The sequence below is a fragment of the Isoptericola sp. MSGPD8_1_ISO-PGPR-S23-394 genome (assembly GCF_058072785.1).
Window position 1 is genome coordinate 2884435 of sequence record NZ_CM176517.1, and the last position, 17403, is coordinate 2901837.

14 protein-coding genes are annotated in these 17403 nt (G+C 73.0%); 7 read left to right on the forward strand and 7 right to left on the reverse strand.

Features of this window, described 5'->3' with window-relative positions:
- Nucleotide 1: 1 nt before the first annotated feature.
- Entirely contained in the window at nucleotides 2–1636 is a 1635-nt protein-coding gene (locus tag AC3RJ8_RS13195) for a glutaredoxin domain-containing protein (protein WP_489713061.1), read from the reverse strand.
- 88 nt (nucleotides 1637–1724) lie between these two features.
- Between AC3RJ8_RS13195 and AC3RJ8_RS13200 the strand changes: the two genes are divergently transcribed.
- Nucleotides 1725–2300 carry a TetR/AcrR family transcriptional regulator gene (locus AC3RJ8_RS13200; protein WP_489713062.1) on the forward strand — a complete coding sequence of 192 codons (576 nt, stop codon included), beginning with the start codon at nucleotides 1725–1727 and terminating at the stop codon, nucleotides 2298–2300.
- Nucleotides 2301–2309: 9 nt separating this feature from the next.
- Here the strand turns inward: AC3RJ8_RS13200 and AC3RJ8_RS13205 are convergent, their stop codons facing one another.
- Nucleotides 2310–3227, reverse strand: a complete 918-nt coding sequence (locus AC3RJ8_RS13205) for an SURF1 family protein (RefSeq protein ID WP_489713063.1) — start codon at nucleotides 3225–3227, stop codon at nucleotides 2310–2312.
- 158 nt (nucleotides 3228–3385) lie between these two features.
- Here AC3RJ8_RS13205 and AC3RJ8_RS13210 point away from each other — a divergent pair, with 158 nt between their 5' ends.
- The 3 genes from AC3RJ8_RS13210 to AC3RJ8_RS13220 all read left to right on the forward strand — a co-directional run bounded on the left by AC3RJ8_RS13210 (nucleotide 3386) and on the right by AC3RJ8_RS13220 (nucleotide 9384).
- A complete protein-coding gene (locus AC3RJ8_RS13210; RefSeq protein WP_489713064.1) occupies nucleotides 3386–5881 on the forward strand; it encodes a phosphoketolase family protein in 2496 nt (831 codons plus the stop codon).
- 102 nt (nucleotides 5882–5983) lie between these two features.
- Nucleotides 5984–8107 carry a phosphate acetyltransferase gene (pta, locus tag AC3RJ8_RS13215; protein WP_489713065.1) on the forward strand — a complete coding sequence of 708 codons (2124 nt, stop codon included), beginning with the start codon at nucleotides 5984–5986 and terminating at the stop codon, nucleotides 8105–8107.
- Entirely contained in the window at nucleotides 8104–9384 is a 1281-nt protein-coding gene (locus AC3RJ8_RS13220; RefSeq protein ID WP_489713066.1) for an acetate/propionate family kinase, read from the forward strand. The genes pta and AC3RJ8_RS13220 overlap by 4 nt, the downstream gene beginning before the upstream one ends.
- Nucleotides 9385–9486: 102 nt before the next feature.
- Here the strand turns inward: AC3RJ8_RS13220 and AC3RJ8_RS13225 are convergent, their stop codons facing one another.
- Both AC3RJ8_RS13225 and AC3RJ8_RS13230 read right to left on the reverse strand, forming a co-directional pair.
- Entirely contained in the window at nucleotides 9487–10869 is a 1383-nt protein-coding gene (locus tag AC3RJ8_RS13225; RefSeq protein WP_489713067.1) for a GntP family permease, read from the reverse strand.
- Complete coding sequence (locus AC3RJ8_RS13230) at nucleotides 10866–11453, reverse strand: gluconokinase (protein WP_489713068.1); 588 nt, start codon at nucleotides 11451–11453, stop codon at nucleotides 10866–10868. The genes AC3RJ8_RS13225 and AC3RJ8_RS13230 overlap by 4 nt, the downstream gene beginning before the upstream one ends.
- 116 nt (nucleotides 11454–11569) lie before the next feature.
- On the opposite strand from AC3RJ8_RS13230, the gene AC3RJ8_RS13235 reads away from it, so the two are divergent.
- Nucleotides 11570–12280 (forward strand): FadR/GntR family transcriptional regulator, encoded by a 711-nt coding sequence (locus tag AC3RJ8_RS13235; RefSeq protein ID WP_489713069.1) that lies wholly within the window; start codon nucleotides 11570–11572, stop codon nucleotides 12278–12280.
- On the forward strand, nucleotides 12277–13254 hold the full coding sequence (locus tag AC3RJ8_RS13240; RefSeq protein WP_489713070.1) for a DUF4031 domain-containing protein: 978 nt from the start codon (nucleotides 12277–12279) through the stop codon (nucleotides 13252–13254). The genes AC3RJ8_RS13235 and AC3RJ8_RS13240 overlap by 4 nt, the downstream gene beginning before the upstream one ends.
- 9 nt (nucleotides 13255–13263) lie before the next feature.
- Here the strand turns inward: AC3RJ8_RS13240 and AC3RJ8_RS13245 are convergent, their stop codons facing one another.
- The 3 genes from AC3RJ8_RS13245 to AC3RJ8_RS13255 all read right to left on the reverse strand — a co-directional run bounded on the left by AC3RJ8_RS13245 (nucleotide 13264) and on the right by AC3RJ8_RS13255 (nucleotide 16523).
- Entirely contained in the window at nucleotides 13264–14886 is a 1623-nt protein-coding gene (locus AC3RJ8_RS13245) for a succinic semialdehyde dehydrogenase (protein WP_489713071.1), read from the reverse strand.
- 69 nt (nucleotides 14887–14955) lie between these two features.
- Nucleotides 14956–15402, reverse strand: coding sequence for a GNAT family acetyltransferase (locus tag AC3RJ8_RS13250; protein ID WP_489713072.1), 447 nt, complete (start codon nucleotides 15400–15402; stop codon nucleotides 14956–14958).
- On the reverse strand, nucleotides 15399–16523 hold the full coding sequence (locus tag AC3RJ8_RS13255; protein ID WP_489713073.1) for a GuaB3 family IMP dehydrogenase-related protein: 1125 nt from the start codon (nucleotides 16521–16523) through the stop codon (nucleotides 15399–15401). Before AC3RJ8_RS13255 ends, AC3RJ8_RS13250 begins: the two co-directional genes overlap by 4 nt.
- 144 nt (nucleotides 16524–16667) lie before the next feature.
- Here AC3RJ8_RS13255 and AC3RJ8_RS13260 point away from each other — a divergent pair, with 144 nt between their 5' ends.
- The gene (locus AC3RJ8_RS13260; protein WP_489713074.1) at nucleotides 16668–17402 is read left to right on the forward strand and encodes an exonuclease domain-containing protein; all 735 of its coding nucleotides are present in this window, start codon (nucleotides 16668–16670) and stop codon (nucleotides 17400–17402) included.
- Nucleotide 17403: the final 1 nt, after the last annotated feature.

Genomic DNA, 17403 nt, shown 5'->3' on the forward strand with positions numbered 1-17403 from the left:
CTCACTCGCCGGCCACGGGATGGCGGACGTCGAGCGGTTCCGCCGCCAGGGCGTGCTCGCCGAGGAACGTCGCCACCTCGGGTTCCGTGGTCGGCCCCACGACGGCGACGAACCGCTGCACCAGGGAAGCGACCGCACAGGCGACCATGAGCTCGACCACCTGGTCCTGGTCGAAGCGCTCGGTCACCGCCTCGACGAACCGGCGCGGCGTCGTCAGCGGCGTCCGGGCCGACAGCCAGGCCAGGCGCAGCGCCGCTCGCTCGGCATCGTCGAACGTCCCGCCGTCGTCCCGGCCGAGAGCCGCGTCGTACGCCCGCCGGACCCTCTCGACCGAGCTGTCCGTCGCACCAGGCGCGCGGGTGGCGAGGTAGCCCTCGACGGCCGCGAGGTACGCGTGGTCGCGGGTGACCGCCGAGACCCGAGCCATGAGGTGCTTGAGCTCGGCGGGGACGCGGGAACCGTCGCCGTCGCCCATCAGCTGGGTGTACAGGTACACGTGGTGACGCCGGGAGGCCTCGGGCCAGCGCCGGACCCACGCCGGGGTCAGGCCGAGGTGCCGCCGGGCGTAGTCCTCGGGACCGCCGACCCGTGCGGCGTAGTCGGCGAGCATGTCCTCCAGTCCCGGCCCGCCCTGCGGCAGGTCGTGCGACAGGTTGTCCGGGTTGGCGGACTCGACGCCGTGGCGGCCGGCGTCGACGCCGCGGGCGGCCGCGGTGCCGGCCCAGTCGCCCTCGATCTCCAGCCCGCCGAGATCGTTGAAGACGTTGAGGAACCCGAAGGAGGCGGCGATCTGCGTGGCGGCCTCGATCGCGGCGTCGGGGTCGACGGCGCCGACGCGTGTCTGCGGTGCCGTCCTCCGCACGGCGTCGAGGCTCGAGGTCGTGACCGCGTGGCGGGTGGCGCGGGCCGCGAGGTCCGCGAGCGCGGCCTCGAACGGTCCGATGGGCGCTCCGTCGGCGCCGCCGTGGCGGCGGGCGTCGGACAGCGCGGCCGGGACGTCGAGGTCGGTACCGGCGTAGGCGACGGCGTGTGTCATGCAGTAGGTGCAGCCCTGGGCGGCCGAGGTGGCGTAGCCGATGGCGGCCATGCCGCCGTGACCGACGACGTCGACGGCACCGCGGACGGAGGCGAGGTTCTGGCAGTAGACGAACAGCTTGTAGGCGGTGGGCCAGCGGTGCAGGTAGGCGAACGTGTTCGGCCAGAACCCGAAGAACTCGCGGTAGAAGCGCAGGATCGGCCACGACTCCGGGTCCCCGTCGTGGGTTCCGTCGCTGGGCTCGATGCTCGCGTGCAGCGGGACGTCCTCGGCGCCCCGGGCGAGCCGGTCGGCGGTGGCGTCGTCGTGCGGCAGCCCGTCCCACGGGACGGGGGTGGTCACGGCGTCGACCAGCGCGGTGAGGCGCCCGGCGTCGGCGAGCGCCGTGACGTCGCCGGGGGCGTCGATCCAGGTGCTGCCGACGAACACCTGCGGCACGGTGTGCTGCCCGGAGTGGTAGGCGGCGGTGTCGGCGGTGCGTGCGGCCGCGGTGACGTCGTGCTGGTCGTAGGGGATCCCTGCCTGGTCGAGGGCGCGCTTGGTCGTGCGGCAGTAGACGCAGTCGGGCTTGCTGAAGAGGTGCACGGTCGGGTCGGTCATGGTCTCTCCTGACGTCGGTGGTGCAGCGAACCCTGCCTCTTCAGTACAGTACTGTTCTGTTTCAGAGTCAAGAGAGGACAATGGACGCGTGGCACACGACGGACGGCGACCGGACCCTCGCATCGAACGCACCAGGACGGCGGTGACCGCCACCGCCGCCGAGCTGCTGCTGACGGGCGGCGTGCGGGCCGTGACCATCGAGGCGGTGGTGGCGCGCTCCGGCGTCGCCCGTTCGACCATCTACCGGCACTGGCCGACCCGCTCCGACGTCGTCGCGGCGGCGTTCGCCCACCTGCTGCCCCCGGCGACCCCTCCGCCCGCGGACGGGGCGCTCGCCGCACGCCTCCGCGCCGTCATGTCACCCCGCGTCGCGGAGATGAACGGCGCCCGCTACGTCCCGCTCGTCTCGAGCCTGCTCGGTGAGGCGGCCCGCGACCCCGAGCTGGCCGGCCTGCACGAGGACTTCGTGCGCACGCAGCAGGCACCGCTGGTCACGGTGCTGACCGATGCCGTCGCCGCCGGCGAGCTCCCGCCGCTCGACATCGACGAGGCGACCTCCACCTTGCTCGGCCCGCTGCTGTTCGAGCGCGTGATCCTCGGACGGGAGATCGACCCGGAGTTCGCCGAGCGCACGATCGACGCCTTCCTCGCCCGGCACACCTGACCGGGCAGGTCAGGAGGGCAGCCCGGCGATGCCCCGGCCGACCGGGTCGTCGCGGCCGTCGCGGTCCCCACGACCGCGGCGGGTCCGCCGCTCCCGCACGCCACCGGCCATCTCGTCACGCACCAGGCGGACCCACAGAGCGACCGCGAACAGCCCGAACACCCACCACTGCAGGGCGTAGAAGAAGTTCTGCAGGTCGACGTCGGAACCACCCTCCAGCTCCGGTCGCGGCAGGAGCGCAGGGCCGCCCTCGGCGGCGGAGGCCTGCGGGGGCGTCGAGTCGGTGAGGACCGCGTAGGCGGTGTAGATCGGGCCCGACCACGTGTTGGCCAGCGCGCTGGACGCGATGTCCCGGGTCAGCGCAGGACCGCCTGGGTTGTCCGGGACGGTACCGGTGCGCGCCGTGGACTCGGAGGCCTGCAGCCAGCCGTGCAGCGACACCTCCCCCACGGGCACCTCCAGGGCGGCGGCATCCGGCGTCGGCGAGTCGACCCATCCGCGCACCACGGGGAGGACGGGCGCGCCGGACAGCGACGCCCAGCTCTCCCCGCCCGTGCCGTCGTCGGACACCCGCAGGGGGGTGAGCACCAGGTAGCCGTCGACACCGTCGAGGGAGCGTCCGGCCACGAGCAGCTGCCCGTCCGGCTCGTAGGTCCCGGTGACGGCGACCTCGCGGCCGACGAGCTCGCCGGGGAACGAGGACTGGGGCGCCAGGAGCTCACCGATCGCCACCGGGGCGGCGGCCACCGCCTCGGCCGCCGCCTGCTCGGACGCGAGATTGGCGCGCTCGTAGGCCCGGTCGATCTGCCACACCCCGAGCCGTCCGCACACCGCCGCCGCCGCGAGGAGGACCAGCAGGACCGCGACCATGCGGGGCTGGCGGGCGACCGCCCAGAACGGGCGGCGGACAGGCGAGGCGTCGGGCACGGGACCACGGTAGCGGCGCACCGTCCACCGCCAGGAATCCCGTGGGCAACCTCACTCGTCGACCGGCCACCCGCCCCCGCTCCCACGCTGCGCCGGGAACGCCCGTGCGGTGGAATGATCAGCGAGCACCATCGTCCCCTCTCCCGCAGGAGCGTCAGATGAGCAACTCGGCCCCCGACTCCCCGACCTGGCCCGCCACCGGCGTCACCGACCTGACCGACACCGACGTCGACCGGATCGACCAGTGGTGGCGCGCCGCCAACTACCTCTCGATCGGCCAGATCTACCTGCTCGACAACCCGATGCTGCGCCGCACGCTGGAGCGCGACGACGTCAAGCCGCGGCTGCTCGGCCACTGGGGGACGACGCCGGGCCTCAACTTCCTCTACGCACACCTCAACCGGGTGATCCGCGAGCGCCGGCAGTCGACGGTCTACGTCGCCGGTCCGGGACACGGCGGTCCCGGTCTCGTGGCGAACACCTACCTCGAGGGCACGTACTCCGAGATCTACACCGACATCACCCAGGACGACGAGGGGCTGCAACGGCTGTTCAAGCAGTTCTCGTTCCCGGGCGGCATCCCGTCGCACGTGGCCCCGGAGACACCCGGGTCGATCCACGAGGGCGGCGAGCTCGGGTACGCGCTGTCGCACGCCTACGGCGCCGCGTTCGACAACCCGGACCTGCTCGTGGCGGCCGTCGTCGGCGACGGCGAGGCCGAGACCGGGCCGCTGGCCACCAGCTGGCACTCGAACAAGTTCGTCAACCCCCGCACCGACGGCGTCGTCCTACCGATCCTGCACCTGAACGGGTACAAGATCGCCAACCCCACGGTGCTCGCCCGCATCAGCGACGACGAGCTGCGCGACCTCATGGTCGGCTACGGGCACACCCCGTACTTCTTCACCGGCGGGTTCGACGGCGAGGACCACGCCAGCGTGCACCGCCGGTTCGCACAGCTGCTCGACGAGGTGCTGGACCACATCGCGCAGATCAAGGCCGAGGCCCAGGACGCGACGGTGGACGACCAGGTGCGTCCGGCGTGGCCGATGATCGTCTTCCGCACCCCCAAGGGCTGGACCTGCCCGCCCGAGATCGACGGCCACAAGACCGAGGGCTCCTGGCGCGCCCACCAGGTGCCGCTGGCGAGCGCCCGCGACACCCCCGAGCACCTGGACGTCCTGCGCGGCTGGCTCCAGTCGTACCGGCCGCACGAGCTGTTCGACGACGGCGGCCGGCTGCGCGACGAGATCGCCGCGCTGGCCCCGGAGGGCGAGCTGCGCATGGGCGCCAACCCGCACGCCAACGGCGGGCTGCTGCTCAAGGATCTGCGGCTGCCCGACTTCCGCGACTTCGCCGTCGACGTGCCGCAGCCCGGCGGCGCGATGGCGGAGTCCACCCGGGTGCTGGGGACCTGGCTCACCGAGGTCATCCGTCGCAACCCGGACAGCTTCCGGATCTTCGGCCCGGACGAGACGGCGTCGAACCGCCTGCAGGCCGTCTACGACGTCACGGACAAGCAGTGGAACGCGGAGTATCTCGATCCCGACGTCGACGAACACCTCGCGCGGGCGGGCCGCGTCATGGAGATGCTCAGCGAGCACCAGTGCCAGGGCTGGCTCGAGGGCTACCTGCTGACCGGACGGCACGGGCTGTTCACCAGCTACGAGGCCTTCATCCACATCGTCGACTCGATGTTCAACCAGCACGCCAAGTGGCTCAAGGTCACCAACCACATCCCCTGGCGCCGGCCGATCGCGTCGCTCAACTACCTGCTGTCCAGCCACGTGTGGCGCCAGGACCACAACGGGTTCTCCCACCAGGACCCGGGGTTTATCGACCACGTGGTCAACAAGAAGGCGGAGATCGTCCGGGTCTACCTGCCGCCGGACGCCAACACCCTCCTCAGCACATACGACCACTGCCTGCGCAGCCGCCAGTACGTCAACGTGGTGGTGGCCGGCAAGCAGCCCGGGCCCCAGTTCCTGTCGATGGACGCGGCGATCGCGCACTGCACGCGAGGACTCGGCATCTGGGACTGGGCCGGCACCGAGGTCTCCGGCGAGGACCCGGACGTGGTCCTGGGCTGCGCGGGCGACGTCCCGACGCTCGAGACCCTCGCGGCCGCGGACATCCTGCGCCGTGAGCTGCCCGACCTCAAGGTGCGAGTCATCAACGTCGTGGACCTCATGCGCCTGCAGGACGAGCGCGAGCACCCGCACGGGTTGTCGGACAAGGACTTCGACGGGCTGTTCACCCCCGACCGGCCGGTGATCTTCAACTACCACGGCTATCCCTGGCTGATCCACCGGCTCACCTACCGCCGGCGCAACCACCCCAACATCCACGTGCGCGGGTACAAGGAGGAGGGCACCACCACGACGCCCTTCGACATGGCGATGCTCAACGACATCGACCGGTACCACCTGGTGCTGGACGTCATCGACCGGGTGCCGGGCCTGGGCTCGAAGGTGGCGGGTCTGCGCCAGCGGATGGTCGACGCACGCCTCGCGGCCCGCCAGTACACCCGCGAGCACGGTGAGGACATCCCCGAGGTGCGCGACTGGGTGTGGCCGGACGCCGGCCAGACGGCCACCGACGCGGCCGGCCCGATGTACGACGCCGCCACCGCCACCGGCGGGGACAACGAGTGAGCCGCCGCCGGGAGTGACCAAACCGACCCCGTGATCCGGTGCGCCGCCCGCCGCGATGCGATGGAATGGGCGTGACGTCCGACGCGAGCGAACAGGCGGCCAGTGAGCACACGCAGCATCTACATCGCGTCCCCCGAGGGGGACACCGGCAAGTCCACGGTCGCGCTCGGGGTCCTCGACCTGCTGGTCCGCCAGGTCCAGCGGGTCGGGGTCTTCCGAGCGGTCTCCCGGGTCCCGGAGCGCCCCGCGGCCGACGGCGGTACGGGTGTCCGGGACCACGTCCTGGAGATGATGCTCGCGCACGACGGCGTGGACCTGGAGTACGCCGACGCGGTGGGCGTCACCTACGAGGACGTCCACGCCGACCCGGAGGCCGCGCTGGCGAGGATCGTGTCGCGCTACCACGACGTCGCCGCCCGGTGCGACGCCGTCGTCGTGCTCGGCACCGACTACACGGACGTGTCGGGCGCGACCGAGCTGGCGTTCAACGCGCGCGTGGCCGCCAACCTCGACGCTCCCGTGCTGCTCGTCGTCTCGGGGCGCGGACGCGGGGTCGACGACGTCTCGACCCTGACCCGGCTCAGCGTGGCGGAGCTGCGTGCGGGCCACGCGCAGCCGATCGCCGTGGTGGTCAACCGGGCCGAGGACGCCGTGACGGACGCACCCGCGGCCGTGCGGGCAGGTATCAGCGGCGAGGACCTGCCCACCTGGGTCATCCCGGAGGAGCCGTTCCTCGGGGCGCCCACCGTCGCCCAGCTCGCCGACGCCGTCGACGGCACCCTCCTTCTCGGCGACCGGGACCTGCTCGCCCGCGAGGCGCTCGACGTGATCGTGGGTGCCATGACGTTCGAGCACATGCTCGGACACCTCGCGGACGGCACCGTCGTCATCACCCCGGGCGACCGCACGGACGTCCTGCTCGGGCTGCTGTCGGTGCAGGCCGCGCAGCGTTTCCCGTCGCTCGCCGGGCTCGTGCTCACCGGCGGGTACCGCCCGTCGGGCCGGTCCGGGCAGCTCGCGGCCGCCCTGGAGCCGCACGTGCCCATCATCGCCACCACCATGGACACCTACGAGGTGGCCGGCGTCGCGGCGCGCACGCGGGGCGCCATGACGGCGACGGCGCAGCGCAAGCACGACGTCGCCCGGGCCATGTTCGAGCAGCGGGTCGACGGCGCGGAACTCCTGGCCCGGCTCGCCGTCGAGCGCACCCCCGTGGTGACCCCGCTGATGTTCGAGCACGAGCTCGTCGAACGCGCCCGCGGCGACCGGCGGCGCGTAGTGCTGCCCGAGGGCGACGACGACCGCATCCTGCGTGCCGCCTCGACGGTGCTCGCGCGCGGGATCGCGGACCTGGTCATCCTGGGCGACGAGACGGCGATCCGGGCCCGGGCCACCGAGCTCGGCCTGGACATCGACGGCGCCGTGGTGCTCGCCCCCACGGACCCCGAGCACGTCGAACAGTTCGCCGCCGAGTACACCCGGCTGCGGGCACACAAGGGCATGACCGTCGAGCGCGCGCGCGAGATCGTCACGGACGTGTCCTACTTCGGCACGATGATGGTCCACCTCGGCCTGGCCGACGGCATGGTCTCGGGCGCGGCGCACACCACCGCCCACACGATCCGGCCGTCCTTCGAGATCATCAAGACCCGCCCGGGCGTATCCGTGGTCTCCTCGGTGTTCCTCATGTGCCTGCCCGACCGGGTCCTGGTCTACGGCGACTGCGCGGTCAACCCGGACCCGACGGCGGAGCAGCTCGCCGACATCGCGGCGTCGTCCGCGGCCACCGCCGCGCAGTTCGGCGTCGACCCGCAGATCGCGATGCTGTCCTACTCGACCGGCACCTCCGGCACGGGCGCCGACGTCGACAAGGTGCGTGCGGCCACCGACCTCGTGCGCGAGCGCCACCCGGGGCTGAGCGTCGAGGGCCCCATCCAGTACGACGCCGCGGTCGACGTGTCCGTGGCGGCCTCCAAGCTGCCCGAGTCGTCCGTGGCCGGCCGGGCGAGCGTGTTCATCTTCCCGGACCTCAACACGGGCAACAACACCTACAAGGCGGTGCAGCGCTCGGCGGGCGCCGTGGCGATCGGGCCGGTGCTGCAGGGCCTGAACAAGCCCGTCAACGACCTCTCCCGCGGCGCACTGGTCCCCGACATCGTCAACACCGTGGCGATCACGGCGATCCAGGCGCAGTCCGCCACCACCACGAACGGAGCGCCCGCATGAGCATCCTCCCGGAGGCCGAACGGCCCAACCCGTACAGCGCCTACGGGGCGCACGGCTCGGTGCTGGTGCTCAACTCGGGCTCGTCGTCGCTGAAGTACCAGCTCGTCAACCCGGTCGGGGGCGAGGCGATCGCCGCCGGCACGGTCGAGCGCATCGGGGAGTCCGGCGGCTCGACGGGCATCGTGACGCACACCTTCGCCGGCAACCGCACCCGCCGCGAGCTCGACGTCCCGGACCACGGGGAAGCGTTGCGCCTGGCGCTGGGGATGTTCGACGAGATCGGCCCGCGCCTCGCTGACGCCGGGATCTACGCCGTCGGCCACCGCGTGGTGCACGGCGGCGCCGAGTTCTCCGGTCCGGTGGTCGTGGACGACGGCGTCGTGGACCGCATCGAGGCGCTCGTGCCGCTCGCCCCCCTGCACAACCCCGCCAACGTGCAGGGCATCCGCGTGGCCCGCGAGCTGCTCGACGACGTGCCGCACGTCGCCGTCTTCGACACGGCGTTCTTCCAGGCGCTGCCCGCGGAGGCCTACACCTACGCCATCGACCGGGAGGTCGCCGCGGCGCACGACGTGCGCCGCTACGGGTTCCACGGCACCAGCCACCAGTACGTGGCCGGCAAGGTGGCCCGTGTGCTGGGCCGGCGCGTGCAGGACCTCAACACGATCGTGCTGCACCTGGGCAACGGCGCCTCCGCGTCGGCGGTGCGCGGGGGCGTGCCGATCGACACGTCCATGGGCCTGACGCCGCTCGAGGGCCTGGTCATGGGCACCCGCTCCGGCGACATCGACCCGGCCGTGGTCTTCCACCTCGCCCGCAACGCCGGCATGGACATCGACGATCTGGACACGCTGCTCAACAAGCGCTCGGGGATGCTGGGACTGTCGGGCGTCAACGACTTCCGCGAGCTGCGGCGTCTCATCGACGACGGCGACGAGGACGCGACGCTCGCGTTCGACGTCTACGTCCACCGGCTGCGCAAGTACGTGGGCGCCTACGCCGCCCTGCTGGGGCGGGTGGACGTCATCGCCTTCACGGCCGGCGTCGGCGAGAACGACGCCGTGGTGCGCGCCGCCGTCTGCGCGGGCCTGGAGAACTTCGGGATCGCCGTCGACGAGGACCGCAACGCGGCCAGGGGCGGTGAGCGCATCATCTCCCCCGACTGGGCGAAGACCCTCGTCATGGTGGTCCCCACCATGGAGGAGCTCGCCATCGCCCGGCAGTGCGTGGAGGCGGTCGACGGCCGGGAGCCGACGGCGGCGGTCACCACCGGCTGACCACCCTCAGGCTCAGGCGGATCCTGTCGTCGCCCGAGCCTGCGACTCCGCTCCAGGCGCGTGCCTCGTCCCTCGGCCCACACCCTCCTCTACGTCTCCGGCTCAGGCGACGGCGAAGACCAGGCCCGCGATCGCGAAACCCATCACGCCGATGCCCGTCTCCATGACGGTCCAGGTACGCAGGGTCGTGCGCACGTCCATGTCGAAGAACCGGCCGACCAGCCAGAAGCCGGAGTCGTTGACGTGGCTGAGCACGACGGACCCGGCCGCGACGGCGACGACGATCGCCGCGAGCTCGACCGCTCCGTAGCCTCCGGCGGCCACGGCCGGGGCGATGAGCCCTGCCGCGGTGGTCAGCGCGACCGTCGCGGAGCCCTGGGCGACGCGCAGCACCGCGGCGATGAGGAAGCCGGCCACGATGACCGGCAGGCCGAGGTCGCCGAGGACCTCCGCCAGGGCGTCGCCGATGCCGGTGGCCCGCAGCACCCCACCGAACATGCCACCGGCGCCGGTGATGAGGATGACCGAAGCGACGGGTCCGAGCGCGGAGTCCAGCCTCTTCTCCAGGGCGATGCCCTCGACCCCGCGCCGGCGGCCCAGCACCCACGCGGCCACGAGCACCGTGATGAGCAGGGCCACCGGGGTCGCGCCGACCAGCCCGGCGACGGCCACGGCCGCCGAGTCGCCGTCGACCCATCCGGCTGACGCCGCGGTCTCCAGCCCGGTGTTGGCGAAGATGAGGATCAGGGGCAGCAGCAGGATGGCGACGACGGTGCCGAAGCGGGGCGGGTTCGCGATCTGCGCGTCGTCGGCCCGGCCGAGGATCTCCGGCACGGGGAGCTGGAACCGGCGGCCGGCCCACCGGCCGAAGAGGTAGGCGGTGACGTACCAGGTGGGCAGCGCGGCCACGAGACCGACGAGGAGCACCATGGCGACGTCCGCGCCGAGGAACTCCGACGCCGCGACGGGGCCGGGGTGCGGGGGCACGTAGATGTGCATCACGGAGAACGCACCGGCGACCGGCAGCCCGTAGAGCAGCACGGAGCCGCCCAGCCGCCGCGCGACGGCGAACACGATGGGCAGCATCACCACGAGACCGGCGTCGAAGAAGATCGGGAACCCGAACAGCAGCGAAGCGATGCCCAGTGCGAGCGGTGCCCGGCGCTCGCCGAACCGGCGGATGAGCACGTCGGTCAGGGCCTGCGCGCCGCCGCTGGTCTCGACCAGCCGGCCGAGCATGGCACCGAGGCCGACGAGCAGCGCGACGGCGGCGAGCGTCGAGCCGAAGCCGTCGAGCAGCACGTCGACGATGCCGCCCGCAGGCAGCCCGGCCGCGACGGCGGTCAGGAAACTCACCAGGATGAGGGCGACGAACGCGTGCAGGCGCACCTTGATGATGAGCAGCAGCAGCAGCGCGACGGCGGCTGCCGCGATGGCGAGCAGCGGGCCGGCGGTGAGGGTCTGGGTCCAGTCGTCCGGTGTCATGACTCGCTCCTCGTCGTCGTGGTGGACCATCGCGCGACGACGTCGTCGACGAGATCCTCGGGCGCGGCGGCGACGTCGACGGTGAGGCCGTCCTCGTCGTCGTCCAGGGGTTCCAGGGTGGCGAGCTGCGAGGGCAGCAGCGAGGTGGGCATGAAGTGGCCGGACCGTCCGGTGATGCGTTCGGCGAGCAGCTCGGGCGCCCCGTCCAGGTGCAGGAACCTGACCTGGCCGCGGGCGGAACGCAGCACGTCGCGATAGGAGCGCTTGAGGGCGGAGCAGGTGACGACGGCGGTGCGTCCGGCGTCGGCCTCGGCGGTCAGCCAGTCGCGGATCGCCTCGAGCCACGGGGCCCGGTCGGCGTCGGTGAGCGGGGTCCCCGCGGTCATCTTGGCGATGTTCGCCTCGGAGTGGAACTGGTCGGCCTCGGCGAACGCGACGCCGATCCGTTCGGCGAGCAGGCGGGCGACGGTGGTCTTGCCCGAGCCGGCGACCCCCATGACGACGATGTGCACGACGGCGTCGGCCGCCTCGTCGCGGGGGTCCTGCTCGGGACCGTGTTCAGCAGGTGTGACGTCGGTGTCCATCGGTTCGACTTCCGTGTCGGCGGGTCAGTTCCCCGAGGATGCATGATTGGTAGCACCTTTGGCAAGCTATTGGTGTCACCAATTGCGGGAGCGGTGTGCCTCGGTAGGCTCACCCCATGCCGACCCCAGCCCTGCACAGCGCCGTCCTCGACGCAGTCGGGCGGGCCGTCACCAGCGGGGACGTCGCACCGGGCACCCCCCTCACCCTCGAGGCGATCGGAACACAGCACGGCGTGTCCCGCACCGTGGCCCGTGAGGTCATGCGGATGCTTGAGGGCCTCGGCCTCGTCCGGTCCCGCCGCCGGGTCGGCCTGGTCGTGCTGCCCATGACCGAGTGGAACGTCCTGGACCCCCGCGTGATCCGCTGGCGCCTCGCCGGCCCGGGACGCGACGACCAGCTCCGCACCCTCACCGAGCTCCGCCACGCCGTCGAACCCCTGGCCGCCGCCGGAGCCGCACGCCACGCGAGCGACGACGAGCGCGCCGAGCTCCTCGACTTCGCCGCCCGCATGCGGGTGCTCGGCGACCGCGGCGATCTCGCCGAGTTCCTCGACCTGGACATCCGGCTGCACGAGCTCCTGCTGCGGGCCAGCGGCAACGAGATGTTCGGCGCGCTGGCCGCCGTCGTCGCCGAGGTGCTCGCCGGCCGCACCCACCTGGGCCTCATGCCCGCCTCCCCCGTGCCCGAGGCCCTCGACCAGCACGAGGCCGTCGCGCATGCCGTGGCCCAGGGCGACGCCGCGGCCGCCGAGGCCGCGATGGCCGCACTCGTCGGGGAGGTTCGGCGTGCCCTCGACGCGACGACCGCAGGCACGGGGACACCATGACCGTCCTGCTCGACCCGCCCGCCTGGCCCGCGCACGACCGACTCTGGTCGCACCTCGTCTCGGACTCGTCGCTGCACGAGCTGCGCACGTTCGCGCGCGCGGCCGGCATCCCCGACCGCGCCTTCGACCTCGACCACTACGACGTCCCGGACGAGCGGTACGACGACCTCGTGGCCGCCGGGGCGACCCCGGTGGACGGCCGCGAGCTCGCGCGTCGGCTCGCGGGCTCGGTCCTGCGGGTTCCTGGCCGCGAGCGACACCAAGCGAAGCGTCCAGCCCTCCTCGCCCGCTGGGCCTCGCTCTGGCCGGACACCGCACTCTCCACCGCCGTCGGCGAGGACGTCGTCGACCGCTGGCGCGAGCCGCACCGCGTCTACCACGGTCGCCTGCACCTGGCCGCCGTCCTCGACGCCCTGCCCCTCCTGCTCCCCGAGTTGTCAGAAGCTCGTGGAGGCATACCGGGTCGTGGTTCTGACAGCTCGCGGGCGGGGTGGCTCGCGGCGGTCGCGCTGTGGTTCCACGACGCGGTGCACGACGGCGCCACCCCGGGCGACGAGGAGAGATCGGCAGCCTTGGCGGTCGAGCTGCTCACACCCCTCACGAGCTGTCAGACTCTCGCGCAGGTCTTCCCCCACGAGAACCTGACAGCTCAGGAGGTGGCGGAGGTCGAGCGGCTCGTGCTGGTCACGGTGACCCACAACCCCGACCCGGGCGACCTCGCGGGCTGTCTGGTCAGCGACGCCGACCTGGCGATCCTCGGTGCCGACCCCGGGCGCTACGCCCGCTACGTGGCCCAGGTGCGCGCCGAGTACGGGCACGTCGGTGACGCGGACTTCCGGGCCGGACGCGGCGCCGTGCTCGAGCAGCTGCTCACGCTGCACACCGGTCGCGGCCTGTTCCGCACGCCCGCCGCCCGCGGCCGCTGGGCCGCGCCGGCCGAGCGGAACCTGCGCGCCGAGCTCGACGGCCTCTGAGCTCGCCCGTCAGGGCAGGCGGAGCCTGCGCATCGCCCGCATCGCCTCGGTGAGCACCTTGCTGGGCACGTCCCCGCCGAGGGCGTAGAGGGTGTCCAGGGACAGCCCGGCGCTCAGGCCACGCTGCGCCACCACGCTCTGGACCTCGGTGACCGCCTCGACGGCCTCGCGGCCGTGCCGCCGTCCGAGGCCTGAGGCCTTCATGCCGCCCATGGGCGCGCCCGCGGAACCCCACGCCTGCAGGTAGCCGTCGTTGATGACCACCGTGCCCGCCTGGACGCGCGCGGCGACCTCTCGCGCACGCGCGACGTCGCGGGACCAGATCGAGGCGTTGAGGCCGAACTCCGTGTCGTTCATGACGTGCACGGCCTCGTCGTCGCTGGCGACTCGCGTCACCGCCACGACGGGTCCGAACGTCTCCTCGCGCAGGCAGACGGCGTCCTCCGGGACGTCGTCCAGCACCGTCGGGGCGTAGAAGTAGGGTCCGACGTCGGAACGGTGCACCCCACCGGCCAGCGCCCGTGCTCCCTTGGCCAGGGCGTCGTCGACGTGCGCCGCGACCTTCTCGAGCTGGTCGGCCGACACCAGCGAACCGACGTCGGCCGTGTAGTCGAGGCCCGCGCCGAGCGCCAGCGCGCGCACCGCCGGGACGAAGCGCTCCAGGAACTCGTCGGCGACGCGCTCGTGCAGCACCAGGCGCTCGATCGACATGCAGAGCTGGCCGGCGTTGGAGAAGCAGGCCCGCACCACGCCCGGCACGGCCGCGTCGAGATCGGCGTCGGCCGCGACGTACAGCGGGTTCTTGCCACCCAGCTCCAGCGTCGCGCCGATGAGCCGCTCCCCCGCCCGTGCGGCGATCTTCCGGCCCACCGCCGTCGACCCGGTGAAGGCGACGTGGTCGACGTGGTCCACGAGCGCGGCCCCGACCTCGCCGCCACCCGCCACGACCGCGAGCAGGTCGTCGGGCAGGCCGGCCTCGGCCAGGAGCTCGGCGGCCCACAGCGCGGACAGCGTGGTCTGCGGGTCGGGCTTGAGCACGACGGCGTTGCCCGCCAGCAACGCGGGGATCGCCTCCGACAGGGCGAGCGTCAGGGGGTAGTTCCACGGCGCGATGACGCCCACGACGCCCAGCGGCCGCCGGTGCACCCGGGCCCCGGTGAGCACCGACAGGGCACCGGGGACGCGCCGGTCGGCGAGGTAGCGCGGCCCGCGCACCACGTAGTGGCGGCACGTCTGCGCGATGTCGGCGACCTCTTCGAAGGCGCTGCGCCGGGACTTGCCGGACTCCATCTGGATCAGGTCGAGGATCTCGGACTGACGTTCCAGGACCAGCGAGCCGAGCCGGTCGAGCACCCGGGTGCGCGCGGCGAGCGGCGCAGCGGCCCAGTCGTGCTGGGCCGCCCGAGCGGCGTCGACGGCACGGGCGACGTCGTCGGTCCCGGAGAGCGGGACCGCGGCGAGCGGTGCGCCCGTGAACGGCGACGTGCTGCGGTGGGTGCCGGCGTCGTGCGACGTGACGACCCGGCGGACCAGTGGTTCGACGACGTCCGGTTCGAGGACGTACGTGGATGCCGGCAGCTCGGGGTCGATCACGTCGTCCAGAGCACCGTCGCTCTCGTGCGCAGTTGCCATGGGCGACACTCTATGCGGCGCTGGTGACGGCCCGGTGAACGATGCGTCAGATGTCCGTGTCGTTCGCTCTCAGCGCGAGGGGTCGAGCGTGCGGCCCAGCACCGTGCACTCGACGTCCTCGTAGCCGAGGGTCGCGCAGAACCCTCGGACCGTGGTGTTCGTGGAGCGGACCATCAGCCGCACCTTGCTCGCCCCGGCGCCCCGCAGCCACTCCTCCGCGGACCCGACGAGCCGGCGGCCGAGCCCGGTCCCCTGGAGCCCTGGCGCCACGGCCACGTAGTACAGCCATCCGCGGTGCCCCTCATACCCTGCCAGCACCGACCCGACGACGGCGGAGGTCGCGTCGAGCGCGACCAGCACCGTGGACGTGGGGTTGCGCCGCGCGTCGTCGATGTCCCGGTGCGGGTCGTTCCACGGCCGTGTCAGGTCGCACTCGCGCCACAGCGCGACGACCTGCTCGACGTCGTCGTCCGTGATCTCCCGCAGGTCCGTCTGCTGCGGGCCAGGCGCGGTCACCGCGGCTGGTAGGGCGACATGACGACCTCGACCCGCTGGAATTCCTTGAGGTCCGAGTAGCCGGTCGTGGCCATCGCCCGCCGCAGGGCACCGACCAGGTTCGTGGTGCCGTCCGCCTGGCGCCCGGGCCCGAAGAGGATCTCCTCCAGGGTGCCACCGGTGCCCACCGCGACCCGCTCACCGCGCGGGAGCTGCGAGTGGTGCGCCTCCGGGCCCCAGTGCCAGCCCTTTCCGGGCGCATCGGAGGCCCGGGCCAGGGCGGCGCCGAGCATGACCGCGTCGGCCCCGCAGGCCACGGCCTTGACGATGTCGCCCGAGTGGCCCACCCCGCCGTCCGCGATGACGTGCACGTACCGGCCCCCGGACTCGTCGAGGTAGTCGCGGCGTGCGGCGGCGACGTCGGACACCGCGGTCGCCATCGGTGCGTGGATGCCCAGGCTGACGCGGGTGGTGTGGGCCGCTCCCCCGCCGAAGCCGACGAGCACGCCGGCAGCACCTGTCCGCATGAGGTGCAGGGCCGCGGTGTAGGTCGAGGCCCCGCCGACCACCACGGGGACGTCGAGCTCGTAGATGAACCGCTTGAGGTTCAGCGGCTCGGCGTTGCCCGAGACGTGCTCGGCGGAGACGGTGGTGCCCCGGATGACGAACAGGTCCACCCCGGCGTCGACGACCGTCTGGTAGTGCTCCTGGGTGCGCTGCGGGGACAGCGCCCCGGCGACGGTGACGCCGGCCGCGCGGACCTCCTTGAGGCGCTGCGTGATGAGCTCCGGCTTGATCGGCTCGGCGTAGATCTCCTGCATGCGGCGCGTCGCCTGGTCGGCGGGCAGGTCGCAGATCTCCGCGAGCAGCGGCTCCGGGGACTCGTAGCGGGTCCACAGACCCTCGAGGTCCAGCACGCCGAGACCGCCGTGGTTGCCCAGCGCGACCGCGGTGTCCGGGCTCATCACCGAGTCCATCGGCGCCGCCATGATCGGCAGGTCGAAGTGGTACGCGTCGATCTGCCACTCCGTGGACACGTCCTTCGGGTCGCGGGTGCGGCGCGAGGGCACCACCGCGACGTCGTCGAAGGAGTACGCGCGGCGACCGCGCTTGCCACGTCCGATCTCGATCTCGTTGCTCACCCCGCAAGCGTACCGGCCGGAGCCCGGGCGCCCGGGCCCGTCACGCCACCCGCGCCCGACCGGAGCTTCCGCAGCTCCTGTCCCCGGGTGTCGGAGGCGGGTGGCATCGTCCGGGCCCAGGACGTGAGGAAGGACTTCCCCGACATGGACGACACCGCTGTCCACACCACATGGGCCGGCGGCCCGCTGCTCGGCTTCGACACCGAGACGACCGGCGTCGACGTGCACTCCGACCGCATCGTCACCGCCGCCGTCGTGCTGCGCACGGCCACGACGACGGACGTGCGCACCTGGCTGATCGATCCCGGGGTGGAGATCCCGGCCGAGGCCGCGGCCATCCACGGGGTCACGACGGAGCACGCCCGCGCCCACGGGGCGCCGCCGCGGCAGGCGCTGGCCGAGATCGCGGCGGTCCTCGCGGAGCACACGCACGCCGGGGTACCGGTCGTGGCGTACAACGCGGCGTTCGACCTGACCCTGCTCGACGCCGAGCTGGCCCGGCACGGGCTCCCCACGCTGCCCGAGCGGCTCGGCCGTCCGGTGGCGCCCGTGCTGGACCCCCTGGTCATCGACCGGTGGCGGGACCGCTACCGCCAGGGCAAGCGCCGCCTGGGCGACCTGGTGGACCTCTACGGCATCGCCGGGGAGGGTGAGCTGCACAGCGCCGACGTCGACGTCCTGGCGACCCTCGACGTGCTCGACGCCCAGCTCCTGCAGTACCCCGACCTGCGGGCCGTGGCCCTCGACGCCCTGCACTCCGCGCAGCAGGACGCCCACCGCCGCTGGGCGGACAACTTCAACGAGTGGCGCCGCACGCAGGGCCTACCGGGCCCGGGAGCCTCCCCGGCCTGGCCGGTCGAGCCGCCCGCGGCCGGCTGAC

What these genes read in the sequence shown, in the direction of transcription:
- AC3RJ8_RS13195 (WP_489713061.1), bottom strand. Translation starts at nt 1,636, where the DNA reads ATGACCGACCCGACCGTGCACCTCTTCAGCAAGCCCGACTGCGTCTAC.
- AC3RJ8_RS13210 (WP_489713064.1), top strand. Translation starts at nt 3,386, where the DNA reads ATGAGCAACTCGGCCCCCGACTCCCCGACCTGGCCCGCCACCGGCGTC.
- AC3RJ8_RS13220 (WP_489713066.1), top strand. Translation starts at nt 8,104, where the DNA reads ATGAGCATCCTCCCGGAGGCCGAACGGCCCAACCCGTACAGCGCCTAC.
- AC3RJ8_RS13225 (WP_489713067.1), bottom strand. Translation starts at nt 10,869, where the DNA reads ATGACACCGGACGACTGGACCCAGACCCTCACCGCCGGCCCGCTGCTC.
- AC3RJ8_RS13230 (WP_489713068.1), bottom strand. Translation starts at nt 11,453, where the DNA reads ATGGACACCGACGTCACACCTGCTGAACACGGTCCCGAGCAGGACCCC.
- AC3RJ8_RS13235 (WP_489713069.1), top strand. Translation starts at nt 11,570, where the DNA reads ATGCCGACCCCAGCCCTGCACAGCGCCGTCCTCGACGCAGTCGGGCGG.
- AC3RJ8_RS13240 (WP_489713070.1), top strand. Translation starts at nt 12,277, where the DNA reads ATGACCGTCCTGCTCGACCCGCCCGCCTGGCCCGCGCACGACCGACTC.
- AC3RJ8_RS13245 (WP_489713071.1), bottom strand. Translation starts at nt 14,886, where the DNA reads ATGGCAACTGCGCACGAGAGCGACGGTGCTCTGGACGACGTGATCGAC.
- AC3RJ8_RS13260 (WP_489713074.1), top strand. Translation starts at nt 16,668, where the DNA reads ATGGACGACACCGCTGTCCACACCACATGGGCCGGCGGCCCGCTGCTC.